Consider the following 21,673-nt stretch of genomic DNA (forward strand, 5'->3'; position numbering starts at 1 on the left):
TCAAGGCTGTCACGCAAAACCACATGACCACCCTCGCCGCCAATCCGGCCAGAGTGGTGTCCTACTTCCAAGATCCGCGAGTCAAGTATGCCGCTTGACGTTCATTACTTTGTTGCCGGGTGAATAGGTCGATGCCAACGCCGATCGTCGCCAGACTGTCCCGTCTTGCCAGCGAGGTGGCTCGCTCGGCCGAGGTGCGGCAAAAACTGTTTTCCCAGGGCTGGCAAGTGGTGGGCTCCTCCCCGGAAGGCCTGACCAATCGCATCAAGTCAGATACTGTGCTGTTTGGCAGCCTGATCCGAGCACTGGCCATCTCAACGCAGTAGCTTCAGGTAGCGGCCACGTTGCCGCATCTCCTGCTCATCTGCCGCTGCACCTGAAAACGGATTCGGCCACCATTCATCAGTGGCCAAGACTGTTTCCAGCATGTCTCCCCATGTCAACGCTCTTTGCCAGCCGTACTGTGTCAGCCGATGTGTCGGTGCCCACAATATCCCCCAACCCAGGTCAGCGGGGTATTTTGGGTAAAGCCAAGTCGGTCGCCGGAGCTGATTGGAAAAAGATCAATCGCGCCAGTCGGAGTGCTTTTCACAAATTTTGTTGGTGGCCTTGCCTTTCGGACTTTCGGAGAACTTAGCCAGATCACCTTTGAAGTCCTCTGGTGTTTCATTCCACATACAGGTGCAAAAAGCCTGTGCCTTGGTCTGTCCGGCCACAGGGCTCTTCTCGTCGCCACCCTCGTAGTTCTTTTTGGAATATGCCAGACAAGCGGCATATTGCTTGTCTCCGGCGGGCACCTTGTTGTAGTCGTCAGCCGCAAACGCCGTCACAGCGCTCGTTAAAAGGAGGGTCGAAAGGAGGGGAGCCAGAAATTTATTCATGATCAGAAAGGAAAAATGGGCTGTATGGAGAGTGAATCGATGAAGGCATGTGGCGTCCGGCGCCCAGGGCACAGTCCAGCGGATCACCAGGAAGATGGATAGGTGTTGCACGTCTCCTTCAAAAAATGGCCAGGCCTGTTCTCAGTGAGTTCGGTGGTTTTGACAAACAGGTGATTGATCAACAAGGACGTCAATCCAGTCACGAGCACCAAGCTGAGCAACAGGGCGGCCAGCACACTGCGTTGCACTTCATGATTATGTGGCGTGGGCGTTGTAGTCAAGCTGTGCCCCGCTGCCAAGCAGGGCTCGTCCGGGTTTATTCGACGTCGGCTGACACAGTGCGGTTTTTCCTGCTGTATTTAAGGGTAATCTTGTTGATTTCGCACAAGTCAAATTCCTCCCACACCACTTCCGACTCGTCGTCATCAAACACCACCTTCAGGTCCTGCTGACAGGCACTCTTGGGCGAAAATTTGAACAGCCGGGACTTGCCGTTTTCCAGATAGCCCTGACCCATGCGATCATTGCCCCACGAGTCCTTGTGAGAGGGTGAAAGATAGACTTCTCGCAAGGTGTAGCCAGTCCTGTTGACCAGGGTGAAATCGGCGGCGCCAGCCAACACAACGCCAGAGAAGCTGGTCAATGCCATGGCGGACAGCAAGACAGCGCGATTCATCAGTTTCATCAGGTATTCCTTCTAGAGTGGTTTGGGTCCAAATTCCAAGCTGCACCAGAGTTTGCAGCAGCACCAACTCTAGTTGACGCGAACCGGTATGTCTGTCACTAGAACTGGTGACATCCCCAAACGCTGAAGGATGCCAACATCATCGCCACAATCGACCTGCCGAGACTTGCCGATAATTCCACGAATACCCTCCCGATCTGCGCCTGCCTCTTTCCATGTCCGCCAATGCCACCCCCCCCACGATCCGAGTGGTCCTCGTGGAAGATGATGTCAGTTTTCAGCAGGCGTTGATCGAGACGATTCAGGGCGCGCCTGACATGGTGTTGCAGTCGGTGGCTAATTGCCGGGCCAAGGGCCTACAGGTGCTTGAGCTGGCACCTGTCGACGTTCTGCTGGTGGATTTGGGCTTGCCGGACGGCTCTGGTATAGACGTCATCCGAGCCGCCCACGCTCGCTGGCCGCAGTGTGGCATCATGGTCAGTACGGCTTTTGGGGATGAACTGCACGTCATGCAATCGCTGGAGGCGGGTGCCGCAGGTTACCTGCTCAAAGACAGCGCCCCACAAAACATGCTGGCCGAAATTCGCAGTCTGCATGCTGGTGGCAGCCCCATCAGCCCACTGATTGCGCGCCAGATCCTGAATCGCTTTCGCGCCCAGGACAAACCAACGTCGGTCACGATGCTGGCCGCACCTGGCAAACCGCGGGCAGCGCTGTCGGCACGGGAGCAAGAGGTGCTGGAGTTCATTACCAAGGGCTTTACTTCAGATGAAATCGCGGTGCTGATGTCGGTGTCAAAACACACGGTGCTGACTTTTGTGCGGCGTATCTACAGCAAGCTTGAGGTGAACTCCAAAGCCGAGGCGATTTTTGAGGCACGTTATCAAGGACTGCTGGATGCGTGAAACCTGTCGGCGCTGGTTGGGTTATGCGCTGCTGTGCTGGGCGCTGATGCCTCTGCCGGGGTGGGCTCTGGCACCCCTCCACTTTGTGCGGGCCGAGTTGCTCGAAACGCCAAGCCATGGCTATACCCCACCCCCTTACGAAGCCCACGACAGCGAGCTCACGGCTGCCTGGACCGAAGTGGTCCTGCCGCATGCGCCCATCCGTCATATCCTGCCTGCAACACCGCCAGACAACCATCCACTCCCACGCACCGTGACCAGTTGGTACCGGCTGCAACTGCCCGACCTGGGCGTCTCGGCCGATCCACGCTACCTCTACCTGGCGCGGTGGAAAACAGACGGTCAGTTGGCCGTGTACGGCGATGGTCGACTTCTGTACCAATCGCACGCCAGTATTTTTTGGAACGGCTGGAATATTCCTTTGTTGATCCCATTGGATGAAACGGCCGATGCGGTGACGCCGCGAGTTATCCTGCTGCGAATCGAACGCCCGCAAGACGCAGGTGGCGGCATTTCGACGGTGTGGGTGGGCGACGAAGACAGTATCAGCTGGCGCTACCACCTGCGTTACCTGTTGCAGGTTCAGCTGCCCTACATCAGCAGCGCAGCGTTTTTGGGGGCCGGTCTGTTTTCCTTGCTAGTGTGGTTCAGACAGCGGGGTGACACCTTGTACTGGCTGTTTTTTTGCGTCTCACTGACGTCATTCTTGCGTACGCTGCACTACCATGTTGGAAAAAACCGACTGCTGGTACCTGATGAGTGGTTTAGCTGGCTCACTGTCAACTCGCTGTTCTGGCTGATCGCGGTGGTGCATCTGTTTCTGAACTCCCTGCATCGTCGACCCTTACCTTGGCTCAATCGGGCGGTGCTCGCCATGACAGTGGGTACCAGCGTGGTCACTCTGCCCCTGACGACTTCCCTGCCCAGTGTGTATTTGCTGTCACCGCTGGCCTATGTTTTCCTGATGTTCATGGGAACCACGGTGGGGGTGGTTGGTTTGATTCAGTCTCGCCGCGCCGGGTCACAAGATGGGCAACTACTTAGCGGCTGGTGCTTGATCGGTATGGTGTTCTGGCTGTATGACTGGATGCTGCAAACCAATCGCATCGACATTGAAGGCATTTATCTCGGTCCTTATACCAATCTGGTGGCTTTCTTGCTGTTCTTGAGCATCATGTTTCGCCGCTACGTCGGCGCGCTGGACGGCATCAAGCAAGTCAATGCCAGCTTGGCCGAGCGTTTGCGTGCACGTGAAGCCGAGCTGCGGGAGAGCCACCGCATCCAGCGTGACATTGCCCATCGCCAAACGCTGGCCGATGAACGGCAACGCATGATGCAGGACATGCACGATGGCATGGGCTCATCGCTGCGAACGGCCTTGCTGGCGATTGAAAAAGGTCAACTGGATGCCAATGATGTGGCCGACGTCATTCGGGGCTGCCTCGACGACCTCAAGCTCGCCATCGATACCATGGAACCTTTGCAGGCCGATCTGCTCTTGCTGTTGGCAACACTTCGCTATCGGCTGGGGCCGCGCCTGGAAGCCGCCGGCATTGCGCTGCGCTGGGAGGTTCAAAGTGTGCCAGAACTTGATTGGCTTGATCCCCGCAATGCGCTGCATATCCTGCGGATTGTGCAAGAGGCCTTGACCAACATCATCAAACATACGCAGGCCAGCGTCATTCGGGTCGCAACCCGGGTTGACGGGGCGAATGTCGTCATCTCTGTGATTGACAACGGACATGGATTTGACACCGCGCAAGGACTCGGTGGCTGCGGCAAAGGAATGAGCAACCAACAACGTCGAGCCGATTCCATCGGCGCTCAGATCGACTGGCAGTCCACGCCGCAAGGGACTTGCATGACCGTGCGCCTGCCGATCCGGCGTCCGACAAGCCCTTTGACCAGTGCTGAACCCGCAGACACTGTAAGCACAGACCTTGCAGCGGTCTGAATCAAAAACGGAACCCGCCCAGGCGGAGCGGCACCGCCTGGTGGTTCATTGCTACAGGCGATGGTGCATTACCGATCGTCCGCACCGTACAGCCAAGTCAGATTGCCACCATCTGCCGCACGCCATCAGATTCCATGTTGGCACCTTCACCCCGTGCCTTGACCGCACCACGCTCCATCACCACATACTGGTCGGCCAGTTCTTGGGCAAAGTCGTAATACTGCTCAACCAGCACAATCGCCATCGTGCCACGGTCTGCCAGCATGCGGATGACGCGTCCAATGTCTTTGATGATGCTGGGCTGAATGCCCTCAGTGGGTTCATCCAGTACCAATAGCTTGGGCCCGGCAGCCAAAGCCCGGGCAATGGCCAACTGCTGCTGCTGCCCACCCGACAAATCGCCGCCACGACGGACCAGCATTTGCTTCAGGACCGGGAAAAGCTCAAACAGTTCGGACGGAATCGGCGTGCCGGCAGGTTTGTAGGCCAGGCCCATGCGCAGGTTTTCTTCGACCGTGAGTCTTGCAAAAATCTCGCGGCCCTGCGGCACGAAACCAATGCCGGCTCGTGCACGCTCGTAGGGCGTCGCGGCATGAATGGGTTTGCCATCGAACTCAATTGCGCCAGTCCGAATTGGGACAAGCCCCATCAGACTTTTGAGCAAGGTGGTTTTGCCCACCCCGTTGCGACCAAGTATCACGGTGATCTTGCCCAGCTCAGCCTGCAAGTTGACGTCACGCAGAATGTGCGAGCCGCCGTAGTATTGATTGATGTTGGTGACGTTCAGCATGCTCATCTTCCCAAGTAAACCTCAATCACCCGCTCATCTGCTTGAACCTGCGCCAGCGTCCCCTGCGCCAGCACCGAACCGTCGCACAACACCGTGACGATGTCCGAAATGGTGTTGATGAAGCTCATGTCATGCTCCACCACCATCAGCGAATGCTGCCCCTTCAGCGTCAAAAACAGCTCGGCCGTCCGGTGCGTCTCTTCGTCGGTCATACCCGCCACCGGCTCATCGAGCAGCAGCAGTTTGGGATCCTGCATCAGCAGCATGCCGATCTCCAGCCATTGCTTTTGCCCGTGGCTCAGGTACCCGGCTTGGCGCGCCACGCTCTCGGCCAAATGGATGGTGTGCAATACCGAGGCAAGTCGGTCGCTCTGGGCAGAGTCCAGCTTGAAGCGCATGGCCGCGCCCACCGCCTTGTTGGTCTTGAGCGCCAGCTCCAGGTTTTCAAACACCGTCAACTGCTCAAACACCGTGGGCTTTTGGAACTTGCGGCCGATGCCCATCTGCGCAATCTCGGCCTCCTTGTAGCGCAGCAGGTCGATGGTGCTGCCAAAAAACACACGCCCCTCGTCCGGGCGCGTCTTGCCCGTAATGATGTCCATCATCGTCGTCTTGCCGGCCCCGTTGGGGCCGATGATGCAGCGCAACTCGCCCGGCGCAATGTCCAGGCTCAGCTTGTTGATGGCTTTGAAGCCGTCAAAACTCACGCTCACATCTTCCAGGTACAAGATGCGGCCATGGGTGACGTCCACCTCACCGGGAATTGCCAGTCGCGAGAAACCCGCAGTGCGCCCGCCCGACTCGGTCGCAGCACCTTTGACCGGATGCGCCGCCTGGTAGGCCTGAATGCGCTGGGCGCCCTGCTCCATCAAATCAGGCGTCATTTCGCACCGCCTTTGATCTTTTTGATCAAGCCCACCACGCCATCGGGCAAAAACAACGTCACCCCAATAAACAGCGCGCCCAGAAAATACAGCCAGAACTCCGGGTAGGCCACGGTCAACCAACTTTTGGCACCGCTGACAATGAACGCACCGACGATTGGACCGATCAGCGTGGCACGCCCACCCACCGCCGCCCAGATGGCAATTTCGATCGAGTTGGCCGGGCTCATCTCGCTCGGATTGATGATGCCCACTTGCGGTACATACAAGGCCCCCGCCACCCCACACATCATGGCCGAGATCGTCCAGATGGTGAGCTTGTAGCCCACGGGCGAGTAGCCGCAAAACATCACCCGCGTCTCGGCATCGCGCACGGCCTGCAGCACCCGGCCAAACTTGCTGGTGACCAACCAGCGCGCCATCAGAAAGAAACCCAGCAGCGTCAACCCGGTCAGCACAAACAGCGTCATACGCATCGACGGTGTGGCCACCGGAATGTCCAGAATCCGCTTGAAATCGGTGAACCCGTTGTTGCCACCAAAGCCGGTTTCGTTCCTGAAAAAGAGCAGCATCGCGGCAAAGGTCATGGCCTGGGTGATGATGGAGAAATACACCCCCTTGATGCGCGAGCGAAAGGCAAAGTAGCCAAACACAAAGGCCACCAGGCCAGGCACCGCCACAATCAGAAACAGCGTGGCGACAAAGTTGTCGCTGAACGTCCAATGCCAGGGCAACTCTTTCCAGTCCAGGAACACCATGAAGTCCGGCAGGTCGCTCTTGTAGTTGCCGTCACGCCCAATCTGGCGCATCAAATACATGCCCATGGCGTAGCCACCCAGCGCAAAAAACAACCCGTGCCCCAAACTCAGAATACCGGTAAAGCCCCAGATCAGGTCCATGGCCAGCGCGCAAATGGCGTAGCACATGATGCGCCCCACCAGGCCGACGCCATAGTCGCTCAGGTGAAACACACTGTCGGCGGGCACCACCAGGTTCAGGACTGGCGCCAGCGCACAGACTCCGATCAGCGCGAGCAAAAAGGCAGCCCAGCCGGTACGACCTAGCAAGGGTGCCGGTGTTGGCAGGGCAAAGGCGTTTGTTGGGGTTGTCATGTTCACGCCTCCGCCGAACGGCCCTTCATGGCAAAAATGCCCTGGGGTCGCTTTTGAATAAAGATGATGATGAACACCAGCACCGCAATCTTGGCCAGCACAGCGCCGGCCCAGCCCTCCAGAAACTTGTTCAGGACGCCCAGCCCCAGCGCGGCGTAGACCGTGCCAGCCAATTGCCCCACGCCGCCCAGCACCACCACCATGAACGCATCGACGATATAGCCCTGACCCAGGTCTGGCCCCACATTGCCCACCTGGCTCAACGCACAGCCCGCCAGCCCGGCAATGCCCGAGCCCAGCGCAAAGGCGTAGGTGTCAATGCGCGCGGTGTTCACCCCCATGCAGGCAGCAATCGGCCGGTTTTGCGTCACGCCTCGCACAAACAGGCCCAGGCGGGTTTTGCCAATCATCCACGCCACCGCGCCCAATACAAACAACGCAAAGCCGATGATCACCAGACGGTTAAACGGCAGCGACAGGTTGCCCAGCACCTGCACGCCACCGCTCATCCACACCGGATTTTCCACCCCGACGTTTTGCGCACCAAACACGCTGCGCACCAGTTGCATCAGCATCAGGCTGATGCCCCAGGTGGCCAGCAGCGTCTCGAGCGGGCGGCCATACAGAAAGCGGATGACCGAGCGCTCCAGCGCCGCCCCCATCAACGCGGCAGCGGCAAACGACACCGGCACGGCGGCCAGCAAATACCAGTCAAACGCGCCGGGCAGGTACTTTTGAAACAGACCCTGCACCACATAGGTGGCGTAGGCGCCAATCATCATCAGCTCGCCATGCGCCATGTTGATCACACCCATCAGCCCGTAGGTAATGGCCAGGCCAAGCGCCACCAGCAACAAGATCGAGCCCAAGCTGATGCCGCTGAAGATTGCCCCCAGCCGGTCGCCCCAGGCCAGGGCAGACTCGACCTGGCGCAGCGCAGCGCCCAGCGCCGCCTTCACCTCGGGGTCTGTTTCTTGCTCCAGGCGCGCCAGCAGCATGGTTTTGGTGTTGGCCTGGCCACTGCCCGCCAACTGCTTGGCGGCCGCAAGGCGCTTGCCCCGATCGGCGCTGCCCAGCAGGGCTGCCGCACGCACCATACCCAGCTGGTCTTTGATGCTGGCGTTTTGCTCGGTGGCCAAGGCTTTTTCGATCAAGGGCAGCTTGGTTTCATCAGCATCACTTTGCAGTTGCTTGACTGCGGCGGCGCGCACCGTGTCGTCTTTGGAAAACAGCTTGAGCGCTGCCAGCGCCGAGTCGATCTCACCACGCATGCGGTTGTTGTTGATCACATCTTCGGCCTCTGCAGGCAATGGCAGCTCGGTGCCCGTGACCGCATCAAAGGCCTTGTCGTCCTTAACCACCAATACTTTGTCGCCAGCGACCTTGACGGCATCGTCGGCGAGCGCCTGAAGAAATGCGGCGGACTTTTCATCAGCCGTCAGCATCGCTTTGCCCAGCGCCTCAACGCGCGCATCCGTCTCGCCGATTGTGATGCCTTTTACCTCATCAGCGCTTATGGCATAAGCGTGACCAGCTACAAATAGCAAAGCAGTGACGAGAAATTTATAGAGCATAGTAAGAACCTGTAGCGTAGGCACGGCATCCATGCCTACGCTGCAATTTCCTGACGGTCATGGTCCATGGTCTTCTAAACCGCAAGAATGGGGGGCAGAGCCGACTCCGCTGGGCTGCGCGGATCCGACCCCCAACTCTTGCTACGTTGCGCTTACTTCTTCGCGGGCTCGTCAGGCTTCTTGTCGTTGCCTTCGATGAACGGGCTCCACGGCTTGGCTTTCACCGGGCCGGGGGTTTTCCAGACCACGTTGAACTGGCCATCGGCCTTGATTTCGCCAATAAACACGCTCTTGTGCAGGTGGTGATTTTTCTCATCCATCTTGCTCACGATGCCGCTCGGTGCCTTGAAGGTCTGGCCGGCCATGGCGGCAATCACCTTGTCCACATCCGTCGACTTGGCTTTTTCAACGGCCTGCTTCCACATGTTGATGCCGATGTAAGTGGCTTCCATGGGGTCGTTGGTGAGCGGTTTGTCTTTATGGCCGGCAATGCCCTTGGCTTTGGCGTAGTCAGACCATTTTTTGATGAACTCGGTGTTGGTCGGGTTCTTGATGGACTGGAAGTAGTTCCAGGCAGCCAGGTGGCCCACCAGCGGCTTGGTATCGACGCCGCGCAGTTCTTCTTCACCCACGCTGAAGGCCACCACCGGCACGTCCTTGGCTTTCAGGCCAGCGTTGCCAAGTTCCTTGTAGAACGGCACGTTGGAGTCGCCATTGATGGTCGACACCACAGCGGTCTTGCCACCAGCGCTGAACTTCTTGATGTCAGCCACAATGGTCTGGTAATCCGAGTGGCCAAACGGGGTGTATTTTTCGTCGATATCGGTTTCTTTCACGCCCTTGGATTTAAGGTAGGCGCGCAAGATTTTGTTGGTGGTGCGCGGGTACACGTAGTCGGTGCCCAGCAACACCCAGCGCTTGGCCGCGCCGCCGTCTTTGCTCATCAAATAGTCCACCGCGGGAATGGCTTGCTGGTTGGGCGCAGCGCCGGTGTAAAACACGTTTTTCGAGAGTTCTTCACCTTCGTACTGCACTGGGTAAAACAGCAGGCCGTTCATTTCTTCCACGACCGGCAGCACGGACTTGCGGCTCACCGAAGTCCAGCAGCCAAAAATCACGTCAACCTTGTCTTGTCCCAGCAGTTGTTTGGTCTTTTCGGCAAACAGCGGCCAGTTGGACGCCGGGTCGACCACCACGGGTTCGAGCTTTTTGCCCAGCACGCCGCCCTTGGCGTTGATTTCGTCAATGGCCATGAGCACGGTGTCTTTCAACACGGTTTCAGAAATGGCCATGGTGCCCGACAGGCTGTGCAAAATGCCGACCTTGATGGTGTCGGCCGCCAGCGCGGGCAGCGCCGAGAGGGTGGAAAGCGCCACAGCAGCGGTGAGCGCCTTGAGCGTGAAACGACGTGAGTTCAAAGTTGACATGGGTACGACTCCAGAGTTGATGAAACCGATGTCGCTGGTGGTCTGGCACTGATGGGTGACAGGAGAAATGCAGCGATGGGTCAACTTTAGGTATCCTCAGCCATTTGTGAAATACGCCGAGTGGCGTATGCAGGTGGCTTGTTCAGTATCATGTACTGCCAGAAGCGGAGACATCCATGCCAGATCCGAGATCCTCACCTAAGGCTTGCGCGGCGTCCAGCGCCGAGCACAATTTGGCGCTGTTCCAGGCGGTTTTCGACGAGATCCCCGACGTCATCGTCCTGAAAGATGCACGCGGTGATTTCCTTTTGTGCAACCAGACCGTGGCACGGCTATATGGCACGACGCCGGAGGCCATGGTGGGCAAACACGACGACGATTTTGGTGTACCCAAGGAAGTAGCCGATGGCTTTAGGGAAAACGTGCTGGGCATCATGGCACGCGGTCAGACGGAAGTGGTGTTCGAGAACAGTCTGGATGCAGCCACCGGAGAGTGGCGGCACTACAAATCGATCAAACGTCCGTTCAAGGATGCCAATGGCAACAACCAGATCCTGGTCATCGCGCATGACATCACCGATGTCGTCAAAGCCCAGCAAAAGGTGACCGAAAGCGAAAAGCGCCTGCGCGATGTCATGGCCGCGACACAAGAAGGCATCTGGGACTGGCAGGTCGACACCGGCATCGTCAGGCACAACGACCAGTGGTACCGGCTGTTGGGTTTTTCTGAGGGTGAAATTGCCGACAACGTCGCGGCGTTTTCCGCGCATGTGCACGCTGACGACCGGCAAATGGTGTGGCAGCGCATCCAGGCCCTGATGAGTGGCGCGACCGACACCTACCACTCAGAGCACCGCATGGTGCAAAAAGATGGCACGGTGATCTGGGTGCAAGATCGGGGTCGCATTGCCGAGCGCGACGCGCAGGGCCAGCCCGCGCGCGTGGTGGGGGCCTACGCCAATATCACCGACCGCAAGAAGCAACAAGCCGACCTGGAACAGGCGCTGAGTTCGGCGCAGGACGCCACCCGCGCCAAGAGCGACTTTTTGGCCACCATGAGCCATGAGCTGCGCACGCCGCTCAACGGCATCCTGGGCATGGCGCAAATGCTGCAATTGCCGCAAGTCGACGAAGCAACCCGCCATGACTACGCCCGCACCATCTTGAATTCGGGGCAAAGCCTGCTGCGACTGCTCAACGACATTCTGGACCTCAGCAAGGTCGAAGCCGGCCGACTGGAGCTGGACCAAAGCGTGTTTGACCTCAAGCAACTGGTGGCCGACACCACCTTGGCCTTTGAAGAACTGGCGCAAAGCAAGGGCTTGACGCTGGAGACCCGCTTTTGTCATTTGCGCAGCAGCCACTACAAGGGCGACCCGCTGCGACTGCGCCAGATGATCTCCAACTATCTTGGCAACGCCATCAAATTCACCCCTCAGGGCAAAGTCGAGCTTGAGGTCGGCGAAGTCAGCCTTGACGGCAAAACACCTCAGCTTGAATTTTCTGTGAGCGACAGCGGCATTGGCATCGCGCCGGACAAGCAGGCGCTCCTGTTCAAGCCGTTCACCCAGGCCGACAGCTCGACCACGCGACAGTTTGGTGGCACCGGGTTGGGCCTGTCAATCGTGGCACGACTCGCCGAACTGATGGGCGGCCAGGTCGGACTGGAAAGCGGTGTTGGCATTGGCTCACGCTTCTGGTTCCGGGTGGCCACCGAACCGCAGGCGAGCCCGCAAAGGCTGCCGGCCACAGCGGCCAGGCCGATCGACGCCACAGCGTTGACGGGGCGGATTCTGGTCGCCGAAGACAACCCGGTCAACCGGATGGTGGCCAAAGCGTTGCTGGAAAGCCAAAACCTGACCGCAGACTTTGTGGAAGACGGACAGGCCGCTGTCGACGCCGTGACTGGCGGGACCAATTACGATCTGATCCTGATGGATATCCTGATGCCCGTGATGGATGGCCTGCAGGCGACGCGCTGCATCCGCAACTGGGAAGCGGCGAACGGTTTGCAGCGGTGCGCCATCGTCGCGCTGACCGCCGGAGCGTTTGAAGATGACAAACAGCGCTGCGCAGAAGCAGGCATGGACGACTTTCTGGCCAAACCGATCGAGCTGGCAAGCCTGGTCTCGTTGTTGTCCAACTGGCTTGCCGTTTAGGTGGCACGCTTGCGGCCCGTTTGCCACGCCACTTGATCGCGCCCGGACAGATCCACCAGCCCAGCGCCATGGCACTCACGCTTGTTGAAAACCTGATCCGCGCCGCCAGAGTCATTTTGACCCAAACCAACCAGCCGGCCGTGGAGGCCAAGTTGCTTGCAGACGCGTATGCCAGGATGCCATTGAACATGACCATGACCGCATCCACGGCCGTGATTTTTGGCGTGTTGACTTGGCAGTTCTATCCACAGCGGTTGGTTGGCTTTTGGGTCGGCACAATTTTGCTGAACGTTTTGCTGTGTTACGGGCTGTGGGCAGCGTTTACGCGTGCCGCACGATCTGCCTTCGTGTTCCAAACCTGGCAAAACTGGTACATCATTCAGTCCTTCAGCGCAGGCGCGGCCTGGGCACTGGGGCCATGCCTGCTGATGCCGTATGCCACTGGCGCGGACCTGGCTCTGCTGATTTGCATTGTGCTGGCGGTCTGCGGGGTAGCCATGATCACCCTGACCGAACAGCGTGCCGGCATGGTGGCGTTCCTGGTGGCAGCATTGCTGGCCCCCAGCATAGCAGCATTCCAAATGGGTGGCAGGCCTGAACAATTGCTGGCGCTGGCCCTGTTTGGCAGCATGGTGTCACTGATCGTCGTTGGCCTCAACACCCACCACACCATCAGAACCTTGCAAGTGACTCAATCAGACCTTCTCGCGACGGTGGCACTGGCGCAAGAGGCACGCCAGCATGCCGAGGCCGCGTCAGTGGCGAAGGGCCAGTTTCTGGCCAACATGAGCCACGAGATCCGTACGCCCATGAACGCCATCCTGGGAATGCTGACCTTGACGCTGAAGACTAACCTGTCGTCACAACAACTGGACTACACCACCAAGGCGGAGGCTGCGGCCAAGTCCTTGCTTGGACTGATCAACGACGTGCTCGATTTTTCCAAAATTGAAGCCAACAAAATGGTGCTTGATCCAAGTCCGTTCCGGCTGGACCAGCTGATCCGCGATCTGGAGGCCGTGCTGACGGCCAACCTCGCCGAAAAACCGATACAGCTGCAGTTTGACCTTGACCCGAGAGCGCCAAACAGCGTGATCGGCGATGCTTTGCGTTTGCGCCAGGTGCTGATCAATCTGATGGGCAATGCCATCAAGTTCACCCATCAGGGCCACGTACGCCTGGGCATCGGGGTGCTAGCCCAGACGGGGGAACAGGTGCGTCTGGGTTTTTCGGTGCAGGACAGCGGAATCGGTATTTCACCAGAGAATCAGCAGCGCATTTTTGAGGGTTTTTCGCAGGCTGAGGCCTCCACCACCCGGCGTTTTGGCGGCAGCGGGCTGGGGCTGGCAATCTCCAGGGAAATGGTGAACCTGATGGGCGGCAGGCTGGAGCTGGAAAGCACTATGGGACGTGGTAGCACGTTCTCTTTTGCGCTGGAGCTGCCGCTGGCGACGCAAGCGACGCAGACCGTGGCACCCGCCGAGTCCGCCCAGCGTGACAGCCCGCCTGGGCCATCCAGAGATCCAGCACCCACGGCAAGCGGACTGCACGGCATGCGACTTCTGGTCGTTGAGGACAACATGGTCAACCAGCAAGTGGCCCGGGAACTGCTGACTTCCGAGGGTGCCAGGGTTGAACTTGCCGACAACGGTCAGTCGTGTGTCTCGCTGCTTGAGCGCGACCCCAGGGCATTTGACGCCGTTTTGATGGACCTGCAAATGCCAGTGATGGATGGCTACATGGCCACGCGCGCCATACGGCATGATCTTGGTCTGCTCGAATTGCCGATTATTGCGATGACAGCCAATGCCATGGCGAACGACCGGGCCGCTTGCCTCGCCGCCGGGATGAATGATCATGTCGGCAAACCCTTTGATTTGTGCCATCTGGTCGCTGTCTTGCAAAGCCAGTTCCACCAAGCAGGCCAGAGACCAACCGATTCGAAGGACAATGGGTGACATGGCGCGATCATGGTGTTAGAGTTATTTCCAGAGCCTTCCGCCATGTCACCCAGCCATCTCCAGCGTTTGTCCATCAAGACCCGGGTCACCCTGTTCACGCTGGTGATCTTTCTGGCAAGTCTGTGGTCGCTGGCGTATTTGGCCTCCCGAATGTTGCGCGCAGACTTGGAACAAGTCTTCGGACAGCAGCAGTTCGCAACCGTGTCTTTGGTGGCCGCGCAGGTCAACCACGACTTTGAGATTCGCAGCAAGGCCCTTGAGAAAATGGCAGCAACATCTGCTGCTGCCCTTCAAGCCGGCTCTGCTGCGATGCAGACTCTGCTGGAGCAGAACGTCACACTGGCGGACTTATTCAACTTTGGCGTATTGGCCTACGGCGCCGACGGCACCGCCATTGCCGATGTGCCCCGTAACACCGGGCGGATTGGCGTGAACTACCTGGACAACCCGACCGTGATTGCCGCATTGAGGGAAGGGAAATCAACGCTCAGTGAGGTCCACCTTGGTAAAGTCTTGCGTGCGCCGGTGTTTGGGATGACCGTGCCGATTCGCGACACCCATGGACAGGTCATTGGCGCCTTGTCGGGCGTCATTGACTTGGGCAAGCCCAGTTTTCTGGACAATGTTTTTACCAATCGATACGGCGAGGCTGGTGGATATTTGCTGGTTGCACCCAGACAACGTCTGATTGTCGCGGCCACAGACAAGTCACGCATCATGGAGCAACTGCCACCGAAAGGCTTCAATGCAACGCTTGACCGTTTTATCGAGGGTCAAGACGGGTCAGCCATTTTTGTCAATCCGCGCCAGGTGGAGGTGATGGTCTCCGACAAACATATGCCCGATGTCGGTTGGATCGTGGCTGCCGTATTGCCCACCAGTGAGGCCTTTGCACCCATTCGCGCCATGCAACAGCGCCTGCTGCTGGCCACTTTGCTGTTGACCGTTTTGGCCGGTACCCTGACTTGGTGGATGCTGCGTCGCCAACTCGCGCCGATGCTCGATACAGTGCAGATGCTGCTGAGCCTGGCCGACAGCAATGAAACGCCGCAAGCGCTTCCGGTGCGACGCCCGGACGAACTGGGTCACTTGGTGGACGGCTTCAACCGCTTGCTGCAAACACTCGCGCTGCGCGAATCTGCTCTGAAAGAAAGCTCCAGACACTATCGTCAGCTGGTTACGGATCTTCAGGTTGGTGTGGTGATTCAATCGCCCAGCTCGGAGATCGTAATGAGCAACCAGCTGGCGCTGGAGCTACTCGGTCTGAGTGAAGACCAGCTGTTGGGAAGAACCTCGATGGACCCCGGCTGGGACGTGATTCATGAGGACGGCTCGCCCTTCCCCGGCCCGACCCACCCGGTATCTCAAGCCATCTCGACCCTAAAGGCCATTGAAAATGTGGTGATGGGGGTATTCAGACCCACCAAACAAAACAGAGTCTGGCTGCTGGTCACGGCCAAGCCACAGTTCCACCCCGATGGCAGCCTGCATCAAGTGGTGGTCACCTTCAGCGACATCAGCAAGCGCAAGCAGGCTGAAGCCGCCCTGGCCAAGAGCGAGGCTTTCAAGAACACCATCCTGGATTCACTCACCGCCGAAATCGCCGTGGTAGACAGCCAGGGCATCATTCAAGCCGTTAACGAAAGCTGGCAACGCTTCTTGCTTGACAACTCAGCTGGCCCAGGGTCCGCGATGCCGCTGATCGGTGTTGGCGCCAATTACCTGACGGCCTGCCGTTCCCAAAACAAGGCGCATGCCAGCAGTAGCCTGGAGGCCAGCACGGGCATTCAGGCGGTGCTTGGTGGTCGTCTTCCTCACTTCAACCTGGAATACCCGTGCGACTCGCCGAAGCAAAAGCGCTGGTTTGCCATGACGGTGGTGCCCCTTGGCCAGAATGTTCGCGACGGTGCGGTCATTTCACACACCGACATCACCAAATTGAAGCAGGCCACACAAGATGAACATCTTCGCAATCACATTCTTGAGCTGCTGGCAAGCGATCAAACCCTTTTGACGATTCTTGAACAATTGGTTCTGGGTGTTGAGAAACTGCAATCCAGTGCCTATTGCAGCATCCTGTTGCTCAGCGATGATGGGCGTTACCTCGAACACGGAATCGGTCCAAGCCTGCCTGCAACCTACAACGCCGCGCTGGAAGGCATAGAAATCGGCATGGGCGTCGGGTCGTGCGGCACAGCAGCGTTCACAGGTGAGAGAGTAGTGGTTGAAGACATCTCCACTCATCCGTACTGGGCGCCGTATCTGGACCTGGCCCGCAACGCCGGATTGGGCTCATGCTGGTCGCAACCGATTTTGGCTGCCAGCGGCCAGGTGCTGGGCACGTTCGCCATCTACCACCCTACACCCCATTCACCCGAAGTGTCCGACATCGCACGAATCGAACAGTCGGCGCGACTGGCCAGCATTGCCATCGAGAAAAGCAGATGGTTGCAATTGCTCCGCGACAGCGAAGTACGGTTTCGCAGCATGATGGAAGACGTCGCCGGCGTGGCGGTACAAGGCTACGCGATGGACGGCACCATCACCTTCTGGAACCGTGCCTCTGAACGGCTGTACGGCTTCAGCGCCCAGGATGCCATCGGCAGCAACTTGCTTGACTTGATCATTCCTGTCGAAATGCGCGAGGGAGTTGCCGCCGCGATGGCTGAGATGGCCACAACTGGCGTGGCCATTCCAGCCGGTGAATTGACGCTCCAAACTCGCGGTGGCGGTCGGGTTCAGGTTTTTTCCAACCATGTGCTGGTCAAGCCCGCAATGGGTGCTGTCGAAATGTTCTGCCTCGACATTGACCTGACAGAGCGAAAAGAGATGGAAGACCAGGTGCGACAGCTGGCCTTTTTTGACCCCCTGACCAAGCTGCCAAACCGTCGGGTGCTGGATGACCGGCTCAAACTGACCATGGCCAGCAGCAGTCGTACCGGCCGCTACGGCGCCTTGATCTTTCTTGATCTCGATAATTTCAAACCACTCAACGACAGCCACGGTCACGATGCCGGTGACCTGCTGCTGATCGAGGTGGCGCGGCGACTCACTGCCTGCGTGCGGGAGATGGACACGGTGGTCCGCATGGGCGGTGACGAGTTCGTCGTCATGCTCGGTGAGCTCAAGACTGAACGCCATGAATCACATACACAGGCGGGCGTGATTGCCGAGAAAATTCGCATGGCACTCGCCCAGGCCTACACGCTCACCGTACGCCGCGAGGGTTTGCCAGAGATCACGGTGCAACACCATTGCTCTGCCAGCCTGGGTGTCGCACTCTTTGTCAACCACGAGAACAGTCAGGCGGACATATTGAAATGGGCTGATGCCGCCATGTACGCGGCCAAAGATGCTGGTCGCAACCGCGTACGGTTCCACGCCCCGGAAGGTACACCCGCAGCATGAGCCGACCCGACGCTGCGTCTCCATCCATCCAGACTGCACCAACCTTGAGCTGGGGCATTGGCGCTGTGCTGACCACTTTGTCGCTGTTGTTGCTGCTGCCGTTGCTGGTTTTCTTGCTGTGGAGCGTCAGGGACGAAGCCAAGCGCATCCAGAGCCGCACCGAATCCGTGGCCATGAGTCTGGCGCAGATTTCAGCCCATACGCTGGAGCGCAAGCTCAGTGACACCCAGCACTTCTTGGCCACGATGTCGGCCCGCGCCAGTGTTCGCGCGCTCGACAGCGCCCGCTGCGACCCGGTTTTTGGTGATTTTCAGAAGTCGCACCCCGGCTTCACCGTGTTGACCACATCGACGCTGGACGGTCAACTCATTTGCGGTGTGGTCGGTGCTGCCGCCGATCGCCCTCGACTGTCAGCACCGCTGACCTCCGGCCCCGCCAGCGGGGCACCGCAGTTTCAACTGGGACACGCACAAAAGGGGACAATCTCCGGACGCTGGGTCATGCCCATCAGCCTGCCGCTGTTGGACGACAGCGGCGCCCCACGCGGTGCCATTGCCGCCTGGATTGATCTGACACGGCTGAGCCCGCTCAATGAAAGTGCCCTGAACCGCATGCCCAAGGACACCGTCAGCACGGTATTTGACGACGATGGTGTCATTCTGGCCCGCTCGCGCGATGCCAACAAAATGGTTGGAGAAAATCGCAGCGGCTTCCCCCAGGCCACGCAGGCGCTCCAACAACGTCAGGGCTTCTTCCAGACCACTTCACAAACCGACGGCATCCATCGTCTCTACGCTGTGGTGCCGGTGGAGGGCACCCGCTGGATCGTGTCGATGGGCATCCCCACCACTGCCATGGATGCAGAACTGGCGCTGGCCCGGCAGCAGAATTTCGCGCTGTTTGGCGGCCCTGTGCTCTTCACCGGACTGATGCTTTGGCTGGTACGACGCTATACGGTGCGCCCAATACAGATTGGTGCAGCTGTGACACAGGCGGTCAAGGAGGGTGACCTGCAGCGCCGCATTCCACTGGAATCCGTCGGTCATCTCAGTGAATTGAAAAGCATCGCCATCGGCTTCAATGCCATGCTCGACACCCTGGTCGATGAACGGGTCCGACTGACACAAAGCGAGGCAGATTTTCGCACCCTGTTCACTGAAATGCGCAGTGGTTTTGCCGTGCATGAGCTGATTTTTGACACTGCAGGGGTAGCCGTTGACTACCGCTTTCTCGCGGTCAACCCGGCGTTTGAGGCCATGACCGGTCTGCGCGCCAGTACCTTGATTGGCAAACGGGTGCTCGAGGTGCTGACCACGCTGGAGCCCATCTGGATTGAGCGCTATGGCCGTGTCACATTGACCGGCGAGCCAGCGGCGTTTGAGGACTACAGCGCCGAATTGAAAAAGTATTTTGACGTGCGCGCTTTTCGCATTCGCCCCGGACAATTTGCCGTGATGACACTTGACATCACCGATCGCCGCTTGGCGGAGAATGCGCTGGCCCGTGAACGTGCCCTGTTACGCCGGGTGATGGACAGTATTCCGGACCTGATTTTCTTCAAGGACATCAACGGACATTATCTCGGCTGCAACAAGGCATTTGAAGCGTTTGCCGGGCGTGACGAGCAGGCGCAGGTGGGCAGAACCGACTTCGATTTTTTTGACGCCAAGACCGCCAGCTTTTTTCGCGAGCAAGACCAGAAAATGCTGCAGAGTGGTGAGGCGCGTCAGAACGAAGAGTGGGTGACTTACCCCGACAGCCGGCAGGTGCTGCTGCAAACCATCAAGACACCGTTCAGCATCATGCAGGGCGAGTCAATCGGCATCCTGGGCATTAGCCGCGACATCACAGCGCAGCATCTGGCGCAGATCGAGATCAAAGCCAGCAACCAGACTTACCAGGCCATTCTTGCCACGGCACTTGATGGCTTCTGGATAGCCGACCTGCAGGGCCAGTTGCACGAGGTAAATGACGCCTATATTGCGATGTCAGGCTTTTCGCGCGAAGAATTGCTACAGAAACATGTTTCCGATCTGGATATACAGGACCCACCCGATGTTGCCCGTCGCCGTCTTGAACGCATCAAGCTGATCGGCAGCGACCTGTTTGAGACCCGGCATCGGCGCAAAGGCGGCGAACTGTGGGATGCAGAGGTCAGCACCAACTACTGGGCCGAGCAAGACCGGCTCTTCATCTTTATCCGTGACATCAGCGCACGAAAACAGGCCGAAGGCCAGTTGCAACAAGCGGCTGCCGTGTTTGAGAACACCCAGGAAGGCATGATGGTGACCGACACACAGGACATCATCGTGCGGATCAACCCGGCCTTCACCATTCTGACTGGGTTCAGTGCCGAAGACGCCATTGGCAAAACGCCGTCGATTCTGAACTCACCGCAACAGGATGCATCGCTATTTGTCATGATGCGAAAGTCCCTGGCGCGAAGCGGCCAATGGAAGGGTGAAATCATCAATCGCCGCAAAGACGGCACGGATTTTTCGCAGTGGATGACGATTTCATCGATTCTGGACTCGGCAGGCGAAGTTAGCCACTACGTGTCAACCTTCACTGACATCTCGCAGCTTAAGGATGCCCAGGCCAAGATTCACAACCTGGCTTTCTTCGATCCGCTGACCCAGTTGCCCAATCGCCGGCTGATGCTGGACCGCCTGCACCGCTCGGTAGCGCTATGCGCCAGACGCAAGAGTTGTGGCGCTGTGCTTCTGATTGATTTGGATAATTTCAAGCTGATCAACGACACCGAAGGCCATGAAGTCGGCGACATGTTGCTGGTGGAGGTGGCACGCCGCCTTAAGAGCTGTGTGCGCGAGCAGGATAGTCTGGCGCACCAGGGTGGAGATGAATTCATCATCATCCTGGACGACCTGGGGCACGAACTCCACGAGGCGGCGAGTCGCGCTGAACTGGTGGCTGAAAAGATCATGCAGTCGCTGCGCGAGAGTTACCAACTTGGCTTGCTTGAACACCACAGTCAGGCCAGCATCGGTGTGGCCACCTTCCAGGATCCGACCGACAACGCCGAAGAAATACTCAAACGCGCCGATACGGCCATGTACCGCGCCAAAGCCGAAGGTCGCAATACCGTGCGTTTTTTTGACCCGGCCATGCAGGCTGCGCTGCAGCAACGCATCAAACTTGAAACTGAATTGCGTCACGCCCTACCGGGCAATGAACTCCAGCTCTATTACCAGGCGCAAGTCGATGGCGACGGCAAGGTGCTCAGCGCCGAGGTCCTGATCCGCTGGCAACATCCACAACGCGGGCTGGTGTCACCCGTACAGTTCATTCCGTTGGCCGAAGAGTCCGGCTTGATTTTGCCGATTGGGGCCTGGGTACTGGAAACCGCCTGCGCACAACTCAAGGCATGGGAAAACCACCCACTTGCCCGTGATCTGAAGCTGGCGGTTAACGTCAGTGCGCGCCAATTCCGGCAAGACGATTTTGTATCGATAACCAAACATGTCGTTGATCAAAGCGGCATTGATCCCACTCGCCTGAAACTGGAGCTGACGGAAAGTATCGTCATCAACAACGTGGCGGACACGATCGAAAAGATGCATCAACTCAAAGTGCTGGGATTGACTTTTTCGATGGACGACTTTGGCACCGGTTACTCATCACTGGCCTACCTGAAACGTCTGCCGCTGGATCAGCTCAAGATCGACCAGTCGTTTGTACGAGACATCAGTCACGACCCCAGTGACGCCGCCATCGTGCAAACCATCATCACCATGGGCAACACGCTGGGCTTGAACGTGATTGCGGAGGGTGTGGAAACCCAGGTACAGCTGGATTTTCTGCAGAAACACGGCTGCAAGACCTTCCAGGGCTATTTGTTCAGCCGCCCGGTGCCGCTCGCCGAGTTTGAGAAACTGTTGATTGCTTGACGCCTTGCCACAACCCGTGCCAACA

13 protein-coding genes and 1 pseudogene are annotated in these 21,673 nt (G+C 58.3%); 7 read left to right on the forward strand and 7 right to left on the reverse strand.

Features of this window, described 5'->3' with window-relative positions:
- Window positions 1-128 precede the first annotated feature (128 nt).
- Window positions 129-326 (forward strand): annotated as a pseudogene (locus KBF66_RS06735) (tripartite tricarboxylate transporter substrate binding protein); the annotation flags it as partial.
- 237 nt (window positions 327-563) lie between these two features.
- Here the strand turns inward: KBF66_RS06735 and KBF66_RS06740 are convergent.
- The gene (locus KBF66_RS06740) at window positions 564-881 is read right to left on the reverse strand and encodes a hypothetical protein (protein WP_296654359.1); all 318 of its coding nucleotides are present in this window, start codon (window positions 879-881) and stop codon (window positions 564-566) included.
- Between the two features lie 316 nt (window positions 882-1,197).
- A complete protein-coding gene (locus KBF66_RS06745; protein ID WP_296654361.1) occupies window positions 1,198-1,566 on the reverse strand; it encodes a hypothetical protein in 369 nt (122 codons plus the stop codon).
- 215 nt (window positions 1,567-1,781) lie between these two features.
- Here KBF66_RS06745 and KBF66_RS06750 point away from each other — a divergent pair, with 215 nt between their 5' ends.
- Complete coding sequence (locus KBF66_RS06750) at window positions 1,782-2,471, forward strand: response regulator transcription factor (protein ID WP_296654363.1); 690 nt, start codon at window positions 1,782-1,784, stop codon at window positions 2,469-2,471.
- Window positions 2,464-4,425 carry a sensor histidine kinase gene (locus KBF66_RS06755; RefSeq protein WP_296654365.1) on the forward strand — a complete coding sequence of 654 codons (1,962 nt, stop codon included), beginning with the start codon at window positions 2,464-2,466 and terminating at the stop codon, window positions 4,423-4,425. Before KBF66_RS06750 ends, KBF66_RS06755 begins: the two co-directional genes overlap by 8 nt.
- A gap of 97 nt (window positions 4,426-4,522) precedes the next feature.
- Here KBF66_RS06755 and urtE read toward each other — a convergent pair whose 3' ends face one another.
- The 5 genes from urtE to urtA all read right to left on the reverse strand — a co-directional run bounded on the left by urtE (window position 4,523) and on the right by urtA (window position 10,212).
- Window positions 4,523-5,215, reverse strand: coding sequence for an urea ABC transporter ATP-binding subunit UrtE (gene urtE / locus KBF66_RS06760; RefSeq protein WP_296654367.1), 693 nt, complete (start codon window positions 5,213-5,215; stop codon window positions 4,523-4,525).
- 2 nt (window positions 5,216-5,217) lie between these two features.
- Window positions 5,218-6,099, reverse strand: coding sequence for an urea ABC transporter ATP-binding protein UrtD (gene urtD / locus KBF66_RS06765; RefSeq protein ID WP_296654370.1), 882 nt, complete (start codon window positions 6,097-6,099; stop codon window positions 5,218-5,220).
- Complete coding sequence (gene urtC / locus KBF66_RS06770) at window positions 6,096-7,211, reverse strand: urea ABC transporter permease subunit UrtC (protein WP_296654371.1); 1,116 nt, start codon at window positions 7,209-7,211, stop codon at window positions 6,096-6,098. The genes urtD and urtC overlap by 4 nt, the downstream gene beginning before the upstream one ends.
- A gap of 2 nt (window positions 7,212-7,213) precedes the next feature.
- Window positions 7,214-8,785, reverse strand: a complete 1,572-nt coding sequence (gene urtB, locus KBF66_RS06775) for an urea ABC transporter permease subunit UrtB (RefSeq protein WP_296654373.1) — start codon at window positions 8,783-8,785, stop codon at window positions 7,214-7,216.
- Between the two features lie 152 nt (window positions 8,786-8,937).
- On the reverse strand, window positions 8,938-10,212 hold the full coding sequence (gene urtA / locus KBF66_RS06780) for an urea ABC transporter substrate-binding protein (protein WP_296654376.1): 1,275 nt from the start codon (window positions 10,210-10,212) through the stop codon (window positions 8,938-8,940).
- Between the two features lie 176 nt (window positions 10,213-10,388).
- On the opposite strand from urtA, the gene KBF66_RS06785 reads away from it, so the two are divergent.
- The 4 genes from KBF66_RS06785 (at window position 10,389) to KBF66_RS06800 (ending at window position 21,648) form a co-directional block, all read left to right on the forward strand.
- A complete protein-coding gene (locus KBF66_RS06785) occupies window positions 10,389-12,371 on the forward strand; it encodes a PAS domain-containing hybrid sensor histidine kinase/response regulator (RefSeq protein ID WP_296654379.1) in 1,983 nt (660 codons plus the stop codon).
- Window positions 12,372-12,439: 68 nt separating this feature from the next.
- Window positions 12,440-14,329 carry an ATP-binding protein gene (locus KBF66_RS06790; RefSeq protein WP_296654381.1) on the forward strand — a complete coding sequence of 630 codons (1,890 nt, stop codon included), beginning with the start codon at window positions 12,440-12,442 and terminating at the stop codon, window positions 14,327-14,329.
- Window positions 14,330-14,374: 45 nt separating this feature from the next.
- On the forward strand, window positions 14,375-17,740 hold the full coding sequence (locus KBF66_RS06795; protein ID WP_296654383.1) for a diguanylate cyclase: 3,366 nt from the start codon (window positions 14,375-14,377) through the stop codon (window positions 17,738-17,740).
- Complete coding sequence (locus KBF66_RS06800; protein WP_296654385.1) at window positions 17,737-21,648, forward strand: EAL domain-containing protein; 3,912 nt, start codon at window positions 17,737-17,739, stop codon at window positions 21,646-21,648. The genes KBF66_RS06795 and KBF66_RS06800 overlap by 4 nt, the downstream gene beginning before the upstream one ends.
- The last annotated feature ends 25 nt before the right edge of the window (window positions 21,649-21,673 follow it).

It is taken from the genome of Rhodoferax sp. (assembly GCF_018063565.1).
Taxonomy (GTDB): Bacteria; Pseudomonadota; Gammaproteobacteria; order Burkholderiales; family Burkholderiaceae_C; genus Rhodoferax.

Excerpts from the sequence above, each read along its gene's own strand:
- KBF66_RS06740 (WP_296654359.1), bottom strand. The coding sequence starts at position 881 with ATGAATAAATTTCTGGCTCCCCTCCTTTCGACCCTCCTTTTAACGAGC.
- KBF66_RS06745 (WP_296654361.1), bottom strand. The coding sequence starts at position 1,566 with ATGAAACTGATGAATCGCGCTGTCTTGCTGTCCGCCATGGCATTGACC.
- KBF66_RS06750 (WP_296654363.1), top strand. The coding sequence starts at position 1,782 with ATGTCCGCCAATGCCACCCCCCCCACGATCCGAGTGGTCCTCGTGGAA.
- KBF66_RS06755 (WP_296654365.1), top strand. The coding sequence starts at position 2,464 with ATGCGTGAAACCTGTCGGCGCTGGTTGGGTTATGCGCTGCTGTGCTGG.
- urtE (WP_296654367.1), bottom strand. The coding sequence starts at position 5,215 with ATGCTGAACGTCACCAACATCAATCAATACTACGGCGGCTCGCACATT.
- urtD (WP_296654370.1), bottom strand. The coding sequence starts at position 6,099 with ATGACGCCTGATTTGATGGAGCAGGGCGCCCAGCGCATTCAGGCCTAC.
- urtC (WP_296654371.1), bottom strand. The coding sequence starts at position 7,211 with ATGACAACCCCAACAAACGCCTTTGCCCTGCCAACACCGGCACCCTTG.
- urtB (WP_296654373.1), bottom strand. The coding sequence starts at position 8,785 with ATGCTCTATAAATTTCTCGTCACTGCTTTGCTATTTGTAGCTGGTCAC.
- urtA (WP_296654376.1), bottom strand. The coding sequence starts at position 10,212 with ATGTCAACTTTGAACTCACGTCGTTTCACGCTCAAGGCGCTCACCGCT.
- KBF66_RS06785 (WP_296654379.1), top strand. The coding sequence starts at position 10,389 with ATGCCAGATCCGAGATCCTCACCTAAGGCTTGCGCGGCGTCCAGCGCC.
- KBF66_RS06790 (WP_296654381.1), top strand. The coding sequence starts at position 12,440 with ATGGCACTCACGCTTGTTGAAAACCTGATCCGCGCCGCCAGAGTCATT.
- KBF66_RS06795 (WP_296654383.1), top strand. The coding sequence starts at position 14,375 with ATGTCACCCAGCCATCTCCAGCGTTTGTCCATCAAGACCCGGGTCACC.
- KBF66_RS06800 (WP_296654385.1), top strand. The coding sequence starts at position 17,737 with ATGAGCCGACCCGACGCTGCGTCTCCATCCATCCAGACTGCACCAACC.